This is a genomic window from Paenibacillus sp. ALJ109b (assembly GCF_010747435.1).
Taxonomy (GTDB): Bacteria; Bacillota; Bacilli; order Paenibacillales; family Paenibacillaceae; genus Paenibacillus; species Paenibacillus taichungensis.
The window spans coordinates 26,565-41,529 of record NZ_JAAIFP010000014.1 but is presented as its reverse complement, the minus strand read 5'-3'; the positions used below and the strand labels follow the sequence as shown (position 1 = coordinate 41,529).

General features: G+C 45.3%; 17 protein-coding genes. 4 read left to right on the top strand and 13 right to left on the bottom strand.

All coding sequences use genetic code 11. The annotated features are described in order from the left end of the window. Nucleotides 1-14: 14 nt before the first annotated feature. From G3352_RS16000 to G3352_RS15985, 4 genes are read right to left on the bottom strand one after another with little or no spacing between them, the layout of a single operon-like run. Nucleotides 15-1,190, bottom strand: coding sequence for a radical SAM protein (locus G3352_RS16000; protein WP_163757928.1), 1,176 nt, complete (start codon nt 1,188-1,190; stop codon nt 15-17). Then, entirely contained in the window at nt 1,162-2,268 is a 1,107-nt protein-coding gene (locus tag G3352_RS15995) for a glycosyltransferase family protein (protein WP_163757925.1), read from the bottom strand. The genes G3352_RS16000 and G3352_RS15995 overlap by 29 nt, the downstream gene beginning before the upstream one ends. Nucleotides 2,269-2,290: 22 nt before the next feature. Further along, nucleotides 2,291-3,682: a hypothetical protein gene (locus G3352_RS15990; protein WP_163757923.1), complete on the bottom strand. Its 1,392-nt coding sequence runs from the start codon at nt 3,680-3,682 to the stop codon at nt 2,291-2,293. Then, nucleotides 3,669-3,944 carry an acyl carrier protein gene (locus G3352_RS15985; protein WP_064637210.1) on the bottom strand — a complete coding sequence of 92 codons (276 nt, stop codon included), beginning with the start codon at nt 3,942-3,944 and terminating at the stop codon, nt 3,669-3,671. Before G3352_RS15985 ends, G3352_RS15990 begins: the two co-directional genes overlap by 14 nt. Before the next feature lie 348 nt (nt 3,945-4,292). Here G3352_RS15985 and G3352_RS15980 point away from each other — a divergent pair, with 348 nt between their 5' ends. Next, the gene (locus tag G3352_RS15980; protein WP_163757921.1) at nt 4,293-5,171 is read left to right on the top strand and encodes an aminoglycoside phosphotransferase family protein; all 879 of its coding nucleotides are present in this window, start codon (nt 4,293-4,295) and stop codon (nt 5,169-5,171) included. 503 nt (nt 5,172-5,674) lie between these two features. Here the strand turns inward: G3352_RS15980 and G3352_RS15975 are convergent. Further along, the gene (locus G3352_RS15975) at nt 5,675-6,568 is read right to left on the bottom strand and encodes an aldo/keto reductase (RefSeq protein ID WP_163757919.1); all 894 of its coding nucleotides are present in this window, start codon (nt 6,566-6,568) and stop codon (nt 5,675-5,677) included. Nucleotides 6,569-6,721: 153 nt separating this feature from the next. Continuing rightward, nucleotides 6,722-7,210, bottom strand: coding sequence for a GNAT family N-acetyltransferase (locus G3352_RS15970; RefSeq protein ID WP_163757917.1), 489 nt, complete (start codon nt 7,208-7,210; stop codon nt 6,722-6,724). Between the two features lie 175 nt (nt 7,211-7,385). Between G3352_RS15970 and xerS the strand changes: the two genes are divergently transcribed. After that, nucleotides 7,386-8,477 (top strand): tyrosine recombinase XerS, encoded by a 1,092-nt coding sequence (gene xerS / locus G3352_RS15965; RefSeq protein ID WP_257018525.1) that lies wholly within the window; start codon nt 7,386-7,388, stop codon nt 8,475-8,477. Between the two features lie 196 nt (nt 8,478-8,673). On the opposite strand, the gene mobB is transcribed toward xerS, so the two are convergent. Together mobB and G3352_RS15955 are read right to left on the bottom strand one after the other, a co-directional pair. After that, a complete protein-coding gene (mobB, locus tag G3352_RS15960) occupies nt 8,674-9,225 on the bottom strand; it encodes a molybdopterin-guanine dinucleotide biosynthesis protein B (protein WP_163757915.1) in 552 nt (183 codons plus the stop codon). Nucleotides 9,226-9,232: 7 nt separating this feature from the next. Next, on the bottom strand, nt 9,233-10,501 hold the full coding sequence (locus G3352_RS15955; protein WP_163757969.1) for a molybdopterin molybdotransferase MoeA: 1,269 nt from the start codon (nt 10,499-10,501) through the stop codon (nt 9,233-9,235). 173 nt (nt 10,502-10,674) lie between these two features. Between G3352_RS15955 and G3352_RS15950 the strand changes: the two genes are divergently transcribed. Further along, nucleotides 10,675-10,965 carry a restriction endonuclease gene (locus G3352_RS15950; protein ID WP_076289148.1) on the top strand — a complete coding sequence of 97 codons (291 nt, stop codon included), beginning with the start codon at nt 10,675-10,677 and terminating at the stop codon, nt 10,963-10,965. Nucleotides 10,966-11,078: 113 nt separating this feature from the next. Here the strand turns inward: G3352_RS15950 and G3352_RS15945 are convergent, their stop codons facing one another. The 5 genes from G3352_RS15945 to lpdD form a co-directional block, all read right to left on the bottom strand. Continuing rightward, nucleotides 11,079-11,825: a DUF4247 domain-containing protein gene (locus tag G3352_RS15945; protein ID WP_163757913.1), complete on the bottom strand. Its 747-nt coding sequence runs from the start codon at nt 11,823-11,825 to the stop codon at nt 11,079-11,081. Nucleotides 11,826-11,836: 11 nt separating this feature from the next. After that, entirely contained in the window at nt 11,837-12,343 is a 507-nt protein-coding gene (locus tag G3352_RS15940) for a DUF4178 domain-containing protein (protein WP_163757911.1), read from the bottom strand. A gap of 23 nt (nt 12,344-12,366) precedes the next feature. Next, on the bottom strand, nt 12,367-12,768 hold the full coding sequence (locus G3352_RS15935) for a DUF350 domain-containing protein (RefSeq protein ID WP_063562809.1): 402 nt from the start codon (nt 12,766-12,768) through the stop codon (nt 12,367-12,369). A 96-nt stretch (nt 12,769-12,864) separates the two neighbouring features. Further along, nucleotides 12,865-13,536, bottom strand: a complete 672-nt coding sequence (locus G3352_RS15930) for a PspA/IM30 family protein (RefSeq protein ID WP_090899779.1) — start codon at nt 13,534-13,536, stop codon at nt 12,865-12,867. 129 nt (nt 13,537-13,665) lie between these two features. Beyond that, nucleotides 13,666-14,010 (bottom strand): prenylated flavin chaperone LpdD, encoded by a 345-nt coding sequence (gene lpdD / locus G3352_RS15925; RefSeq protein ID WP_163757909.1) that lies wholly within the window; start codon nt 14,008-14,010, stop codon nt 13,666-13,668. A 153-nt stretch (nt 14,011-14,163) separates the two neighbouring features. On the opposite strand from lpdD, the gene G3352_RS15920 reads away from it, so the two are divergent. Further along, nucleotides 14,164-14,952: a polysaccharide deacetylase family protein gene (locus tag G3352_RS15920; protein ID WP_163757907.1), complete on the top strand. Its 789-nt coding sequence runs from the start codon at nt 14,164-14,166 to the stop codon at nt 14,950-14,952. Nucleotides 14,953-14,965 lie beyond the last annotated feature (13 nt).

Genomic DNA, 14,965 nt, shown 5'->3' with positions numbered 1-14,965 from the left:
TAAAGTTAAAGCGATTAAACTCCGTTGTTATACAGAAGCACGGATTTGGAGCAAATCGGTGTTAGGCCGCAGGCCAGAATCTCGCGTTGTTTTCGCAGATCCTCACCGTGGAAAATATCGGCCACACTTTCTTCGTATAAATTACCGACACTGAATTCGGGAAAAAATTTGCATGGATTGACCTTACCATCTGGCATCACATCCATCCGGTTCGAGATCGAGAAACACTTGGTCCGATTCATGGCCGGCTTTTCGCTACCTCGAATAAAACCTTCTACCTCTTCAGGCTCCAGCGCAGGCTGATAGCGGATACGTACATTCCACACTCGCGAATTGACTCGTTTAAATTCCTCAATTAGCGTGTCGAAACGATCCGGTGAGATGTGAAACGTGAAAGAGTGCCAGCTATTCTTGTGGTCGCTCGCAAAGCGGGAGGCAAGGTGCGGAAAGTGCGCATCAAAGTAGGTGTCCATTTTTTCTGCCGTATCGGAAGGGATGTACCAAGGGAAGCAGAAGTACACGGAATCAACACCCAGTTCTTCAAAGAATTCCATCAAGCTATACAGCTGATCTACCATCTGGTCATTTACAGTCAGAGCTACGGACACTTTACCTTTGTACAAGCCCTGCTTTTGCAGATCCAACAGCAGCTGTATGGCGTGAATCACTTTTTTGAACGTGCCTTTGCCCCGAATCGCGTCATTCTCTTTCTCAAATCCTTCCAGGCTGACCAGCATGACTAAATTCTTAGACATTTTCAAAATGGAATCCAGCTTTTGTTCAATGAGAATCGCGTTTGTACAAATAGTCGTATGCCGGTCTTCCTTAGCCAGCAGTTCTGCCAGTTCATCGAACTTGGAGTAAAATAGCGGTTCTCCGCCCCATAGGAACACACGTGATTTGCGTTCTCTCGTTTCGGCCAACAGTTTCTCCACGACGGGAATCTCGATTTCGTCTCTTTTCACTTCACTGGCAAAGCCATGATGGAAGCCATCTGGATTCCATTCAAAGCAATGCTTGCAGCGCAGGTTACAGCCGTTATTAAGCTTGATTCCGATCTCATAAGGCACGGGTGCGGCATACGTCGGGTCCTCTCGGCGTTTCCTTCCCGTTTCCGCGAGCGGAACGAGGGTTCTTTTCATATTTTGGAATGTCAGCTTATCAAACGTAACTGCTGTTTTCGGCTGCATGCGTTTTCCTCCCCAAATGATTGATTTTTGATCGCTGCTCCAGCAACCGACTATACATTTCTTCGAGACGTTGTCCAGAGTAATCCAGGGCTTTCCATTCCGCGAATCGGATACCGAAACCACAGGATTCCCAATAGTTTGAATTCTGAAGCTCATGGTCACCAAACGGCTCTAACATGACAAAAGGTATTCCGTAGGACAACGATTCGTTCAGTGTCGCTCCTCCGGGCTTGCTGATAATAGCAGCGCAATTACGCATCAGATCCGTGTAATCAGAGTAATTACCGAGCCTAATTGCCCGAAGAATACCTTCTTCACGCACATATCGGTTCATTGGCGGAAACGAATACCGCCCCTGGGCATCCCTACTCCACGGATTCCATGAAGCCTCTGTTCCAAAGTAGCGTGTGCTCCCATCGTCCTCCTCGACCTCGGAAGGATCGTAGACGATCACATCCAGCAAGTAACCAAATTGACGAAGGTCTGCAATCGTTGACGCGTATGTTCCTATCCCCCAGCCGCCGCCATGGATCAGAATGCGCCCATCACGCTGTGCATATGGCAGGAGTTCCGTTTCATCTGAGGCAATATAGCTATCTGGAGACAACCTTGAAGGCTCGTAAAGCCAAACGTTATCGTAGTCTGGATACACGGACTTGTGTACTTTAAACGATGGCGTATCGCACACATCCAAGCGAATCAGTTGAATATCCAGAGGTAAGTGCGCAATGGCTTTGTACCTCTCCAGGATCGGGAGCCAAAAACCGGTAAACACAGCAAAATGAGATACCCCATCACGTATCCATGCGTCCAACAGCAACTTGACTTCCACTTCGTTCAGGGAAGAGACTACAGGCTTGGCCAGTTTATGCCCCATAAGGGCAACAGAGAAATCGGCATGAAATGCTTTTTTGGTGGAATTAATCTTGCACCTGATTTCTTCATGATACAGGTTCTCCAGAACGTAAACTTCCGTTCTTACACCTCTATCTTGCAGGTACGTGTTCAGATGCATAGCCGGAATGTATGCACCAAGCGAATTGCCTGACGCAAGCAGGGTAACCGAAGATGAATTCATGCGCAGCCTCCGCATTCCAGAATTAGTTGTACACCTTAATGGACAAGTCAGCGAGTACCTGCCTCAGACTCACGATCAGTTCACTGCGATGTTCGTCATCACGGCCCACCACCGAGATATACAATCGTCCCTTCGGCATACCCCGATGACTCTGGATTCCCTCGGAAATACGTCGAGAGGTCAGAATTTCATTCACCATTACGGTGTTAGATGAAATAGGCATAATTCCGTACTCATCTTGCCCTTTGAATAGAATACCGGATACATGCAAAGCGTCGAGCAACCTTCTGAACGTGAAGCCTTCAGGTAGACCGAGAGACAGAAAGGTAAGCAGGCCGCTATGGCCGTTCGCTTCCCAGCCTTTATCAAGATAAGCATTAATGAGACCCATGGACTTGCGCGCGTTAATTTCTACAATAGGTACGACATTGCCGTCCTCCAGAATCATGGAGTCGAAGCACACGAAGCCATGGTATCCGTCCTCGAATAATACCCGAAGTGCCTTTTCCATCGTATCAAAATAACCTGCGTTCTCCAGCAGAAGGAGCAAAGCCTCATCTGCTCTAATAGATCCGCCGTAATTCTGCTGCTGATTCAGCATACGCTGAACCGAAAGGAAATCCCTCTCACCGCTCTTATGAATGAACCAATGTGAACTGAAATCAATCTTTTTCCTCAGCAGTGGTTCCAGCAGGAATTGCGAGCGCAATCCTCTTCTCTCCTGCTTATCCAGGTGCTCAGCTATCCTTCGCTGCATGGCTTCATTTTCAATGAGCATGTTGCCCTTGCCAGAAACACCGAATGGATCTTTCAGCAAATACGCCCCTCGCTTCAGCAGCGTATTTCCGACAGCCTGCACTTCTCCTACACTGTTCACTTCCGTGCCATTACACTTCTCTCCGATCCTGGTCAGGAGTCGGTTGGAGTAAAATTTGGAATTTACATGCTTAACCGTCTCAAGGTTGGGCAAAGAACCCAACGATCCTTCGGCATGCAGGTAGTCCTCCGTATCAGCCGTAATGGCATAAGGTGAGAGATATTTTACGTTCTGGGTCAAGATCTCTTCACGCTGTTGATTATCTGAAGCAAGACTGAATATGCACTGCTTGAAAATGTCCGGTTCGGGTAAGGACCTCTTTTCATCGTTCAAATCAAAATGATAACGGTTATGAAAGGAGAAACCTAACCCGTTCAGATACTCGTACAGCATTGGATCGATTTTGCAGCGGGTGTAGAGGATATCGTCAGGCCCGCAAAATGGAAATAACAGCTCGTCCATACATAGGACAATGGATTCCCTGTCCTTATCAGGTAAAGCAGGTAGCTTGGCTAAGTCCGGATCCCTCCATCGCGTTTCTGGATCAAATGTCCCCATAACGATCGTTGGAATTACCCTGGCCTCACTTCTGGACATCTTCGTACAATGATTGCTCTTGAGACTGGCAGCTTTTCAGAAAGGTTATAAATGTGTCGATCGATTGGAGATGTTCATAATCGAATTCGTCATAGTCAATGATTACGTTTAACTGATCCTCGACTTTGAGCATAAACTGAATCATTTGCAGGGAATCGAGACCAATATCGTTATTCAGTTCCGTTGCTGGGGACAAGGATTGGCGTAGTTCCGGTTGGTCTTCTTTAATAGCGCACAAAATATCTACGATTTTATCGTACATGACTACACTCCTTTAAAGTGATAATTGTGTGAGGGACAACCGAAATTATTACGCTTACATATGCATTCAAATCAAACCTAATTTTGGTTTTGATTTCTCCTTCCTCTTCCAAAGTTACAATTATTATCTTTATAATGACATTTTATGTCAAGGGATAAAAACCTGTGATTTCGCACTCACCAACAAGGCTTCTAGCCACTAAAAAATCGCTATTTTGGCGGCATCCCAGGGCGACCCTCCTCATTTTGTCTTGGACGATTTTCTCCCTTTGATAAGATCAAGACAAATTGTTAAAATTTATATACTAACGTTAAAACCCACCCATTTAATAGAAAATGAGGCGTGAACATGATTGAAATTACGATTGAACTGGTTCGTCAATTAATCGATAGTCAATTTCCGAAGTGGAAAGGTTTAACGATAACACCCGTAGAAAAAAGCGGGCACGATAACCGCACATATCGATTGGGTGACGAAATGACGATTCGTTTACCGAGTCACGAACGTTACGCCTCTGCTGTAGAAAAAGAACTGAAGTGGCTTCCAGTTTTCAAGCCTCAACTATCCTGGCCCATTCCAGCTCCCATTGCAAAAGGTGAACCTTCGGACGACTATCCCCTTCCCTGGTCGATCAACCAATGGATTGCAGGCGAGACCGTCACACATACCAACGTACTCGACCTAAGCGTTTTTGCCGGAGACCTCGCTAAATTTCTGAGGGAACTCGAAGCCATTGATGCTAGTCAAGGAATACCCGCAGGCATTCAAAATTTTCATCGCGGCGGGGACTTAGCGGTTTACGATACAGATACTAGGACCGTCATTGAAAAGGTATCCGGCCAATACGATCCAAAGCTCATGACTGAAATATGGGAGCTTGCCCTGGCAACGAAATATCAAGCTGCACCGTTATGGATCCATGGTGATGTTGCAGTAGGTAATCTGCTCGTGCAAGATGGACGATTATGCGGGGTTATTGATTTTGGAACTATGGGTGTGGGCGATCCTTCTAGTGATCTTGTGATAGCCTGGAACTTTTTTGATGATGTAAGTCGCGAAATTTTTCTAAGCTGCATGAATGTTGACCAAGATACGGTTGATCGTGCCCGTGGCTGGGCTTTGTGGAAAGCACTCATCTCCTACGATTGGAATGAACCAGGCTCGGAAGCCTCGAATTGGGGAAAGCGTGTCGTAGATGTCATTATTCGTGACTATAAATCGCTCTAAGCATATGAGCCTACCAAATCCCTACACGGGGCGCGCAGCCCCGCGTAGGGATTTCTTTCTGCTTATCCGAAGATTTGTTTTCCGTTTTTTTAGCCATCCCATTTAACCTCTAAATCTTGCTTAATCACAAATCAGTGTTGACATTGAGCTTAGGATAAAGCAGTTCGTTATAACGAGCTGGTGAGATGATGTAATGCACATGCAGGTATGAACTGGGGAGCCTAAATTGATCTTTCTATTGTGAATTTTTCATATATTGAAATTATAATATAGTGTTCAAAGATAGGTGCAGATAAGTTATAAGTTAAAGCTAAACGATTAAATTCTCCCTTATTTTGGTGAAAATCTGGCGGAAACATACCCTCCCTATGGACATAGCCAGTACTCTTTTCTTTTGTGAATTTTTCATATAGTGAAAATATAAGGTTGTTGCCAATAAAAAAGCCGCTTTTAAGGCGACTTTGTGATTATCATGCTATTTTTATAGCTGAAAGCTGAAAGAATCAAGTTCGTCCAGTCCAGTCAGCTCCCGCTATTTCTTTCCAACGTTCTCTAATTTCGTCATATAATTCCTTACTCAGCGCTCCTTTGGCGACAAGATCGGCATTTTGCTGCCAGCGGTTAGGTTTGGCTGTACCCACAATCGCCGTGTCTACCCCTTCTGTACTGAGCGTAAAACGTAATGCCGTTTCAACGGCTGCTTGTGCATCTTTTCCCAGAAATCCATAACCAAGTTCATTCAAGCGCTTCCAGTATACAAAGGGATATGCATCTTCCGGAAGTGAGTCATACGTCCATGCCGCATTGGCAATGGGGCGTTTGGCAATAACCCCCATATTTCTCTTTCTCGCTTCTGGCAACGTTAGATCGATGGCTTCCTGATCGGCAATGTTCAGCGAGGTTTCCAAGCTGTCGAACACACCTGTCTGAATCGCATATAGTGCATCCGTCGTATCGCCACTATATCCAATAAATCTTGTTTTCCCAGCTTCCTTGGCTCGTTGCAGCACTTCAATGACCGCTCCTTGCCGAAGTACTTCTTCTGAGCAACTATGAAGATGGATTACATCAACGTATTCCGTTTTTAGTCTTCTAAGACTACGGTCAATCGTCTGCTCTAATACTTTGGCGTCCCAATCTGGGCCATCTACTCCAGCGGCATGTCCACATTTGGTAAACAAATAATAATCGTCTCTGCGATGTGATAGCACATCTCCAATTAACTCTTCACTATCCCCGTAACATTCAGCCGTGTCAATGACGTTTAACCCTGCATCCAACGCACTGTTAAGCAATGTTTCTACATCTGCTTTGGATACGTTCTTGCCGATCTCCGCTCCACCAAACCCAAGTGTACTTACTTTCATGCCAGTGTTTCCGTAATTACGCAGTTCCATGGATCATTTCCTCCAAGCTTCGTGAATTTGGTTACAGATAATGAAAGTACATGTAGTACAAATTAGTCTTCGGTATGTATTACCCTTATGTTGGGTATTACACCCACTTGCTCATCTTACTTTATTTCCTCCAACACGGATAGATCCGTTGAATCAGGTTACGAAGAACTGACTCGGGTTCCCCAGTTCAGGATGAAATTTCTCACGAAAGCGGCCTCCCGTGTATTCCCCTATGATTTTTCGCCAGAACGCCTGAGCAATGACATTGTTGCGTACCTGGGTTACTTTCCACCTTCCCGGAAAACGTTCAAACAGCTCATAAGCTGCCCGGGTACCCACTCCACTACGCCGATATTTTTGCATTACAAAAAACTCGGTCAAGTAGTAGTCATTATCTTTGCTGCCTGGTTCACAACGCTCTACTAATGCAAACCCTGCTGGTGCCTCATCACTCGTAATCAAAAAAGGAAACTTACGGTCTTCCTCTGACCAAAAAGCGTCCAATCCGGGATACTCCGGGAAAATACCGTTACTATCCACATCAATATTTAAATATTTAGTAAAATCATACAGATAAAATTGCATTAAGTGCCGAATCACCTGATTTCGTTCCCGGGGAACCAGCTCTATTTTTATATTCATCCGGTTCACCTCCTCTGCTCAACATATAACTCATACTTTAAAGCTTTACACCGCCAAGGGCAAGGAAGCATAGATGTGTGTTATTCCGGTTCCGTGAACAGGCTGTGACGATCTAAATATGGTAAAATAGGATATAGCATATTTTAGAAATTATTTTAACATGGGGGTGCCGAACTTGACCAATGTGCAAAAAGAGATTGACCGACGCAAGCTGGATGACAAACTGCCTTCCATGCCTTGGTTCGTTCAGCAATTCATTGATTATAAATTACCCGATTTATCTCCTTCTACTTTGCTTGAATATTTAAGGGATTATGAAGCCTTCTTTGGCTGGTTACGTGCAGAAGGATTATCCGAGGCAAGCTCCAATAAGGAAGTTACATTGCTTGAACTGGAAGTCCTTCGAATGGAATCAGTGACATCATATCGATTATTTTTGGCCACCAAGCGTGAAGGAGCCAACTCCAGAATCACGGTTTCCCGCAAACTTTCTTCTCTGCGTTCGCTCTTTCATTATTTAAGTCAGATTGCGGAAGACGAAGATTTCTACCCACTGCTGAAACGAAACATTATGGCGAAGATTGAGATCAAACGTACCCATAAACCCAAAGATACAGCAGCCAAACTAAAGGGTAAACTTCTGGAAGAAGAAGAGTTACTGGAGTTTATCGGATACATCCTTGAAGGATATGCCGTGGATATGGAAAAGAACAAACAGGCGATTTACTCACACGAGCTAAACAAAGAACGGGATGCCTGTATCGCCAGCCTTATTCTGAATTCGGGTTTGCGTGTATCTGAAGTGGTGAACCTGAACGTGGATGATCTGGATCTCAACAATAAGCTGCTGTATGTATATCGCAAAGGTAATAATGATGAGACGTTTAAGACGCCCGTGTATTTTAGAGAACAAGCCAAGGATGAACTCGCAACTTATATCAATCTGCGCCAGTCACGTTACCGCACACCCAAACGGGAAAAAGGGTTGTTTATCGCTCTTCGCAATGGAGATTCCGAAGGAAGTCGGATGACCAAACGGGCCATACAGGCCATGATCATGAAGTACGCTAAACAATTCGGCAAGCCGTATCTGACTGTGCATAAATTGCGCCATTCTTTTGCGACCGACTATTATCTGCAAAATGATATCTATAAAACAAAAGAACAGCTTGGACACGCTTCTACGGAAACAACCGAAATTTACGCGCATCTCACGGATAAAACGATGTCTGAAGCAATTGAACGTCGCACTGACGATGGGATGTAGCCTATTTATGCAGTCTCAGCAAAGATTCGATTCATTCGATTCATTAGATTCATTACAATTTAACTTAAAAAAGCGATTCTTTCAGGAGAATGTCCTGCAAGGATCGCTTCTTCATATTTATTGCTTCGCAAAATTAATGAAAACATACTCTTTTCCTTACATTTCATATCATTCAGTTTACATAATAATTATTTCGTCATAATCTTCTTTTCTCTTCATGACATTCAAGCGCAAACAGCCATCTTGCTATAACCTCTGCCTCATGAACAGAATGCCAAACGAGGCCCTCACTATCCTCCATACATTCTCTCTTGTCATGCTCCAGATCCAGCCATGAAACAATCCCGATTACATCCTGTAACGTCTCTATTAGAGAAAGATCTTTCTCTTCACGGACCATGACCAATTTGGGATATAGCGCTTGTTTGTATCCCTCAATGAGAATCCAGTCGTAGGCAGACAGATATTTTATCATGTCTTCCAACGGCGTCGCTTGTCTTTCAATGAGTGCGGTACGTTTCTCCGACATAACAACGACTGCATCGGCCCCTGCTTGAGCAAAGCTGTAGGAATCGGTTCCTTCGTGATCCATTTCAAAATGATCATGTCCATCATGTTTTATTACAGCCACTCTTCGTCCAGCAGAGGTAAGGTACCGGGTAAGCGCAGCAATTAAAGTGCTTTTGCCTGAGTTTTTATATCCAACAATCTGTATGATATGTGGTGAAGTGCTGCTTATTTCAGACATGTATGACCTACCTGACATGACCCGTGGGAAGTCTGAGAATTCGAACCTGTTCACCAGCAGGAATGCCTTTTTTCTCTGGCGGAACCACGATCAGGCAATCGCTATCTTTAATGGTAATCATGACACTGGATTCATCCACACGCGCGGCTGAAGGTTTAGCATACACCATGCCGTTACGTATCTCTGTCCGTCCGCGTACAAAGCGCGTGAAATTGTTGACCTTTGTATAGTCATCATCCAATATGGCTGTCCATTCTTCCAAATATGGATGAGCATCAGCCTGCATCGAACGAATCGTTGGCCGAACAAACAACTCAAAGCCGACAAAACAAGCCCCCGGATTGCCCGAAAGTGCAAATAGCAGCTTGTCATTAACCACTGCAGCCGTCGTAACACTGCCGGGACGCATGGTCACTTTGTTGAACAGCATCTCCATATTCCCTTCCCGAACCAGGTCCCCCATAATGTCATAATCCCCAACTGATACTCCACCTGTTGTGACCACCATATCATTATGTTCCAGCGCTTCTGTAAGCTTCGTACGTGCCGTATCTACATCATCAGCAATTGAACCATACATAACCGGCTCACCCCCCGCTTCAACAACCAGAGAACGAAGCATATAGCTGTTACTGTTCCGAATACGCCCAGGTTGCAATGGCTCGTCCACTTCCAACAACTCTGTACCTGTTGCAAAAATGGCTACCTTGGGGCGTTTGTATACAGGCACTTGACCTACGCCGAATGTCGCCAGCACGGATTGTTCACCTGCCTGAATAATCGTTCCTGCTTCCAGCAGTGATTGGCCCTCATGAACTTCCAATCCAATCGGGGTAATGTTAGCATCAGGCTGAATATGGCGCTTCAGAGAAATCCATTGTTCCCCATGCTCTTCTTTACTTTCAGTCATCTCCATCATGACAACAGCATCTGCACCTTCCGGTACCTGAGCTCCTGTCATGATCCGAGCAGCTGTACCCGATGTAACCGTAAGATCCGATGTATACCCGCATGGAATTTCATCAATGATACGGAGCCAAATCTGCTGCTCGCTGGATGCATCAATCGTATCTGAACTTAGAATCGCGAACCCATCCATTCCGGAACGACGAAAGAATGGGTAAGGATGGGGAGCATGAATCGTCTCAGCAAGCGTTCGACCATGTGCTTGCTCAAGTGTTACTTTTTCTATTGAACCCGAACTGACATGAGCAGCAATTTTCGCCTGCGCATCCGGTACTTGTATAGCTTTACGGATAAATTTCGCAGTCGTCATATCCGTTGAATGTGAATTTATTTTCAATGGTGATAGAACCTCCCTGGGTCATTTGTTCATATTAAAAAGTGTAGCCCGAAAGCTAGGTCATGACAAGTACTCTCCAAGTATATCATTCACATGAAAGACGAATGGACAGACCATAATATGTAAGAGAAAAGGAGCTGACCTTTATGAACCAACGATGCGAATTATGTGGAAGGGAGCCTGTCGAGACAACAGTCCATCACCTGACACCGAAAGAAATGGGCGGAACGCATATGCCTACTGCCGATCTTTGTATCCCTTGCCACAAACAGATTCATTCTCTGTATACCAATCGCGATATTATCACCTTAGGTTTAACTGAGATTCAGGCACTAAGGAAAGATGAGCGCATCGCTCCTTATATCCGCTGGATTCGCAAACAACCTGCCACAACCATTCCTCGTGTTCGAAAGTCCCATCATGTCCGCAAATCGTAAAACAAAAAGAACAGCGTCCAAGGTCATGTTCAGTGGCATAGCTCGCTCCACCTTACCTTTTCACTGTTCTTCTGCTAATGCTTTAATATTGCGGGTCCCATTCATGTGAAGTGCTACCTACGCCTCATGATTCGGCCGCCGCCAACCCTCGTTTTGGGTTTTTTATAGGAACTCTTCGGTGAATCAAATAATCCTCCAAGGCCGCCACTACTTTTATTACGATCAATTGTGCCTTTGCTTTGTTCCTTATTCCGGCTGAATAATCCTCCACCGGAGCCTACGCTTGAATCCTTATCGCTGCCACGACGGGTAATCGACCCTTTCCGGTCAACGGTAATCGGCGGAGCAATCTTTTTATCGCTGCTCGTCGGTGTCCGATAGGAACCTTCTCTTGGTTTGTACGTGTCCTTGTTCGTATAACCCCGATACGTACCGGACCCTCTACCCCCGAACGAATCAAACAAATTACCGATTAATGTTGCGGTTAAGTAACCTTGCAAAAAGGACGAATCATAATTTTGCCGAACATATTCCTTTGAATCCACCTCAACCAAGGTGTCTTCCGCTTTATTCGGGTCTTGCTGCAAATGATAATACTGGTCCTGATACACCAGGAACATCCGCTCTGTATTTTCCGCCGAGATCTGATCCGGCTTCCGCTGTTCAGATAAATCCTGAGCAACCTCTGGAACGGTACGATCGGCAGCTCGGTACACATAGGATGTTGTATTACCACTGCCGCTGACCGATTCAAGCGGATATGTGTCCTGAACGGAAGGTGCTCCGCACGCGGACAGCAGCGACATCACAAGGCTGAGGACCAGCATTAATTTTAATCCATGTGCCAAGCGCTTTTTCATTGGAACCTCTCCTAGCTCGAACGAATCACTTTGATATCCGCAGGAAGAATGGACTCACCCTCATACAGCGTAAATCTTCTGTCTTGCCACTCCACACGCAAAAGCATGTTATCATCAGACTGATATTGCCATACTAATTGTTCCCCAGCCTGACCATAGGGTGTCCTGCCTGCAGTGGTTACCATTCCTCCGTATTCTTCCTCCAAATGATACGCACGTCCATCCAGATCCAGCAACGTAGGCACCTCGTCTGGTGCATCGAGACGGCCATCAATGGGTGTATAGAGGGCATATCGGGTCATTTCCCGTTCTTCAATATGCAAATGTCGGATTGCCGTACCATCCTGCAACGTGAGGACAGCTGCATTTCGCGCTCGATGATGTACCCGCCCAACAACTTCATAGGTGACCAGCGAAACCTCACAGATATCACCAGGTGCCAGCTGAAGCATTGTTTTCTCTGCCTGGGGCGGTTCAGGTTTGGCTAATATCCCTTTAATCCGTTTCCACACACTCATACCCATTACTCCTGTTCTTTATCTTATAAACAAGCTGCAATAATTAATGCGCCCACGATATGTAGTGCACCCGAGAACAAACCATAACCTGTCTTGCCCTGCTGTATTCCCGTATCCAGATCCAGGTTGGCCCATCTCCGAATCATAAAGTGAACCACACTCTCCAGAATCAGCAAAATGATAAATGAAACAACGGATACCAACAACGCTTCTCCAAGATGACCCGCTGTCGAAATGGAGGTGGCGAGTACATATCCCTGAGCAAACAGCTTCATAACCATACGTGTTGTAACGGCCATATTGCCCGCCTTCACTTCAGCAAAATCCTTATACTTCGTGAACAAAGAATCCACATACATTAAGACAAACAGCAAAACCGAACCCGATAACGTCCAGACCAGCATTGCCAAAATGTTCAAATCCATTTACATAGCCCCCACATCTCAACATGAACCGCAATTAAAAGCGAAGGAGAAACGCTGGTCTCTCCTCCGCTGGTGCCCCTGCTTGCTTACAAGGTTTTAGTTCTTATTTTCGTATTGCTTCATCAGTGCTGCCAGTTCATCCTCAACAGCCTGATCTTTGCCCAGCTTCTCGAACTCATCATCCAGCGATTTTCCTTTGGACGACATCTCATTGCTGGCTTCGGCCTGAGCTTCCATCTGCATCATTTTTTCTTCCATACGCTTCATGCCGGCACTTGCAGTGTCGGAGCTAAATCCGTTCAGCGCCTTATTGATTTCGGTTTGAGCTTTTGCAGCGTTGTAGCGCGCAACCAATGTTTCACGCTTGTTTTTCATTTGCGTCAATTGTTTGCGCATTTCGTCCAGCTTGCCACGAAGGTTATCGGCAGAAGCCTTGTTTTGATCATAGCTTGTTTTGTATTCGGCCATCTTCTCTTCAGCGACCTTCTTCTCTTCCAGTGCCCGACGAGCCAAATCCATATTCTGTGCACGCGCTGCTGTATGTGCTTGCTCCTCACGTTTCTTCACGAGAGCTTCCTGTTCTTCAAACAGCTGCTTGAATTTCTTCTCAATGGCGATCTGTGCAGCAACAGCTTTCTCCGCATCTTCCAGATCTTCCTGCATATCCCGGATATATTGATCCGTCATTTTGATCGGATCTTCTGCCTTGTCGATAATAGAGTTAATGTTAGACATCGTTAAATCGCGCAATCGTTTGAAAATGGACATTATGGTATTCCTCCTAGTCGATAGTTCATCCTTGTATATAATCATACATACGTGGCAATGTTCTACTCGTTTCAATTTTAACAAAAAAAATCCTAAAAAACGATTTTGGCCTGCTTAGCCTATATGGAACTATTGAATCAATCGACCCGTTTGGCACAGCTCTTCATCAAGCAGCTTCTCTGCAGTCTGCACAATCTCATCAATCTGCATGCGCGTAATTGCATCAAAGTGAATCCCCATTATTACGGTAACGGTTACCTTTAAATGAAGGGCAGCCTTACGTGCCAGTCTCTCACACAACTCTTGTTCTTTATGCCCTGGAATATGCACCGTAGCCCCATTCACCCGTTCACGGTCTGGATAAAATGTGGCTACTGCTCCAATATGTGATCTTCCTCCAGTTACCATAAACACTTTGTCTTCCCCTGCCTCGATCACCTGTAAACGAACGGAGTTTAAATCGTATGTACTCATTCTGCTCCACCTGTCCTTTTCAATATGTATATGTATGGTGGAATTATGGCTCCGATTTAATGAATCAGCAGTGAAACATCTCACATCATGCATAAATACGGATGGCCCCGGGCATACCAAAGAGAACGCAATTTGGGAAAAGGAGGCACGAACATGCGTATACGCCTCATAATGTTATCCATCATGGTCATTCTTCTGGGAGGAAGTTATTCTCCTGCTCAGTTATGGGCTTCTTCAAGCCCGCATACCGAACCTACTTCGAAGTCTGATTCTCCTGAAGAAGAACAGTTGACTCTGGGACAACTCAGACAGAAATATGCGGATACGTTCAAAACCAATGGCCCCTCAACAAAAAAGGTCGCTCTGACTTTTGATGATGTACCTGATCCAAGGTTCACACCACAGGTACTGGATATACTAAAAAAATACAAGGTGCGGGCTACGTTTTTCATTGTAGGAAATCGCGCTGAGAAACATCCGGATCTGGTGAAACGTATGATAAAAGAAGGGCATATTGTGGGAAATCACAGCTACAATCACCCGGAATTCAGTAAGCTATCCATGAATGCATTTCGCAAACAAATCTTACATACCGGGGATATTATTCGAAATCTGGCGGGTTATACACCCAAAATGATTCGTCCACCCTATGGTGACATTAACGAGCAACAGCTACAATGGGCAGCCAAACAACATTACAGCATTGTGAACTGGAATGTCGATTCTCTAGACTGGAAGGGCCTCTCCAAAGAGGAAGTCAAACAAAACATCCTGTCCGCCGTCAAACCGGGTTCAATTGTTCTGCAGCATGCAGGAGGCGGTGTAGGATCGAAGCTGAGTGGTACCATTGAGGCGTTGCCTGAAGTCATCGAGGAGTTGCGAAACCGCGGGTACGAGCTGGTGACTTTGGACGAAATGCTAGAACTGCCAAAGGGTAAATAGATCAAGATTCCTG

Coding starts and splice junctions, on each gene's coding strand:
- G3352_RS16000 (WP_163757928.1), bottom strand. CDS start 1,190: ATGCAGCCGAAAACAGCAGTTACGTTTGATAAGCTGACATTCCAAAAT.
- G3352_RS15995 (WP_163757925.1), bottom strand. CDS start 2,268: ATGAATTCATCTTCGGTTACCCTGCTTGCGTCAGGCAATTCGCTTGGT.
- G3352_RS15990 (WP_163757923.1), bottom strand. CDS start 3,682: ATGTCCAGAAGTGAGGCCAGGGTAATTCCAACGATCGTTATGGGGACA.
- G3352_RS15985 (WP_064637210.1), bottom strand. CDS start 3,944: ATGTACGATAAAATCGTAGATATTTTGTGCGCTATTAAAGAAGACCAA.
- G3352_RS15980 (WP_163757921.1), top strand. CDS start 4,293: ATGATTGAAATTACGATTGAACTGGTTCGTCAATTAATCGATAGTCAA.
- G3352_RS15975 (WP_163757919.1), bottom strand. CDS start 6,568: ATGGAACTGCGTAATTACGGAAACACTGGCATGAAAGTAAGTACACTT.
- G3352_RS15970 (WP_163757917.1), bottom strand. CDS start 7,210: ATGAATATAAAAATAGAGCTGGTTCCCCGGGAACGAAATCAGGTGATT.
- mobB (WP_163757915.1), bottom strand. CDS start 9,225: ATGTCTGAAATAAGCAGCACTTCACCACATATCATACAGATTGTTGGA.
- G3352_RS15955 (WP_163757969.1), bottom strand. CDS start 10,501: ATGACGACTGCGAAATTTATCCGTAAAGCTATACAAGTACCGGATGCG.
- G3352_RS15950 (WP_076289148.1), top strand. CDS start 10,675: ATGAACCAACGATGCGAATTATGTGGAAGGGAGCCTGTCGAGACAACA.
- G3352_RS15945 (WP_163757913.1), bottom strand. CDS start 11,825: ATGAAAAAGCGCTTGGCACATGGATTAAAATTAATGCTGGTCCTCAGC.
- G3352_RS15940 (WP_163757911.1), bottom strand. CDS start 12,343: ATGAGTGTGTGGAAACGGATTAAAGGGATATTAGCCAAACCTGAACCG.
- G3352_RS15935 (WP_063562809.1), bottom strand. CDS start 12,768: ATGGATTTGAACATTTTGGCAATGCTGGTCTGGACGTTATCGGGTTCG.
- G3352_RS15930 (WP_090899779.1), bottom strand. CDS start 13,536: ATGTCCATTTTCAAACGATTGCGCGATTTAACGATGTCTAACATTAAC.
- lpdD (WP_163757909.1), bottom strand. CDS start 14,010: ATGAGTACATACGATTTAAACTCCGTTCGTTTACAGGTGATCGAGGCA.
- G3352_RS15920 (WP_163757907.1), top strand. CDS start 14,164: ATGCGTATACGCCTCATAATGTTATCCATCATGGTCATTCTTCTGGGA.